The sequence below is a fragment of the Sulfurovum sp. bin170 genome (assembly GCF_010892395.1).
In the GTDB taxonomy this organism is placed as follows: domain Bacteria; phylum Campylobacterota; class Campylobacteria; order Campylobacterales; family Sulfurovaceae; genus UBA1140.
This window is the reverse complement of the sequence record NZ_JAACKB010000318.1, coordinates 1-2,577: the sequence shown is the minus strand read 5'-3', so window position 1 is coordinate 2,577 and position 2,577 is coordinate 1. Positions and strand designations below refer to the sequence as shown.

Here is a 2,577-nt window from a genome sequence, read left to right as displayed (position 1 = left end):
GCCATCGGTTCCTTATATGCAATCTGCATTTTCGGAATCGGCGTGTTTACACCCGAACTATTTGGTTCAAAAAAAAGCTTATTTCATTGGCATTGGGCTAAAGCCATCGGTTCCTAGTTTTGCAAGATGTCTATTTAAAACTCCCCAAGGAGTCTCATAATGTGTGCAATTGTTGGAGTATTTGGTGCAGAGAATGCCTCTAAATTAGCCTACTATGCTCTCTTTTCTATGCAACATCGTGGTCAAGAGTCAACAGGAATCTCTTCATCTAATGGTGAAAAAGTTCATCTAATTAAAAAACGAGGTTTAGTTACAGAGGTATTTGATGAGGAGGCTTTTTCTCTTCTCAAAGGTTCATGTGCAATTGGACATAACCGATACTCTACAGCAGGAGCTGATTCTGTACTGGATGCTCAACCTGTATTTGCAAAATATAAATTGGGTGAAATCTCTGTGGTTCATAATGGAAACTTGGTAAATAAATATGAGGTACGAAATGAGCTGATAGACAACGGTGCCATCTTTCAGACGGGGATGGATACTGAAAATATAGTTCATCTTATAGCCAAGAGCCAAAAGAATAAACTAAAAGCTCGAATCAAAGATATGCTAACTAAAATAGAGGGGGCATACTGTTTGGCGATTCAGAGTCGTCAAAAGATGTTTGTGATTCGTGACCGTTTTGGTATCCGTCCACTCTCTCTTGGAAAACTAAAAAGTGGTGGTTGGATAGTGAGTAGTGAGACCTGTGCTTTTGATTTAGTGGGTGCCGAGTTTGTTCGAGATGTTAACCCAGGAGAGATGTTGATTTTTGAAGAGGGAATGGAACCAAAATCGGAGCAGATTTTTGAGCCTGACTATCATCCTTGTGCTTTTGAGTATATCTATATGGCACGACCAGATTCGATTATTGATGGTAAAACAGTCTATAATATGCGTCTAAAAATGGGGAAACAGTTAGCAGAAGAGACACCTGCTGATATAGATTTGGTACTACCTGTGCCTGACTCTGGTGTGGCGGCCGCCAAAGGGTATGCTGATGGTATGGGTGTTCCTTTTGAGATGGGAATAGTACGAAATCACTATGTTGGTAGAACATTTATAGAGCCAACTCAAGAGATTAGAGACCTAAAGGTGAAATTAAAACTCTCTCCTATAAAAGATATGATAAAAGGGAAGAGAGTAGCCATAGTAGATGATTCTCTGGTACGAGGTACAACTTCACGACAGATAGTAAAAATGTTAAAAGAAGCAGGAGCTACCGAGGTACATATGCGTATAGCTGCACCTGAGATTAAATATCCATGTCGTTATGGGATTGATACACCAACTAAAGAGGAACTCATATCTACTAAATATACTCCCCAAGAGATAGCTAAAAGAATGGGTGCAGAGTCATTAGGTTTTTTATCAATAGAGGGGCTAAAAAAGTCACTAGGTGTTGATAGAGAGTACTCTTTGGTTAGCTTTGATGGAAACTATTTTGCAGGTGGCAATGCTGATAGTCCATCTTGTATTGTTTGCAATTAGTAGGGTGTATTTCAATACACCATCTAAAAATTCACAAGTCCTTTAAAAGTATTAATCAACATACTCTTCTCTTTTATATCAGCTCTCTCATCCCCAGGTTTAGTAGTGGTGATAACAGAGCGACCTATAATATGCTTTGCTCCATTTTTCAATCTAACTCCCCAGTAGTTATGCATAATGATAGGTTCATTATCTTTTTGACCAAGATAGAGGGTAATATGACCAGGGACAAAGAGTAGAGAGCGACAAGGTTTACCATAGGTCATGATAGCAGCTGCTTTCTCCTCTTTGGTCATACCAGCTAGAGACATATACTCTCCAGAACTCTCTTTTGCCTGTTGTGAAGAGTTTCTAGGTAGATATATACCAAAAGGTGCAAAAAAATCTTTCGTCAGAGCAGAGCAGTCTCTTGTTTTTAGTTTTCCACCCCAACCATAAGGTTCATTTACTAGCTGTTTTCCGATAAAAGCGATATTGAACTGATTGAATTTAATCGGTTTCTTTGCAATAAGATTGACCTCTACAGGTCTGAATCTTTTGATTATGGCATATCCATTGGCTCCTCTTTTGGCGACTATATATTTTTTAGAAATCTTATCTATAGGAAAAATACTACCTAACTTTACAAGAGAGAGAAGTTGATTATCATCATAAATATTTAGATTGTCAGTCGTGACTATACCATAGTTGTCAATCTGGAATTGCTCTTGGAATTTGGCTGTAACAAATGCCATATCTTCAATCTTTATCCAGCCAAATGCAAATGCTGTCTTGGCATATACCCACTCTCTATCTTTTGAGTAGTGAGAGACAAAGATAGGGGTGTTGATATGTACAGAGCTATTTTGATTATAATCAAAAGGGAACCCCTCTCCTGCACGATTGGAGCTATAATAGAACTCCTTTTCGGTAGGGTATAGTTTCAGGTTAGTATGTTTGGTAGTAATAGCAGGTTTTGATATGGAGTCATAATTATCAAAGTTTGAGTTTTTAATCTGATTTTTGAACCACTGTTTAGAGATTTTCTCATTATATCGTCTGTACATC

General features: G+C 38.1%; 2 protein-coding genes. One reads left to right on the top strand and one right to left on the bottom strand.

The genetic code is table 11. The features are described from left to right. Nucleotides 1–159 precede the first annotated feature (159 nt). Nucleotides 160–1,530, top strand: coding sequence for an amidophosphoribosyltransferase (gene purF, locus GSY74_RS07600; protein ID WP_164664501.1), 1,371 nt, complete (start codon nt 160–162; stop codon nt 1,528–1,530). 23 nt (nt 1,531–1,553) lie between these two features. On the opposite strand, the gene GSY74_RS07595 is transcribed toward purF, so the two are convergent. Further along, nucleotides 1,554–2,577 (bottom strand): SH3 domain-containing protein (locus GSY74_RS07595; RefSeq protein ID WP_164664500.1); only part of this gene is annotated, 1,024 nt, incomplete at its 5' end.

Bases quoted from the DNA above. Each gene is read 5' to 3' on its own strand.
- purF (WP_164664501.1), top strand. From the start codon at position 160: ATGTGTGCAATTGTTGGAGTATTTGGTGCAGAGAATGCCTCTAAATTA.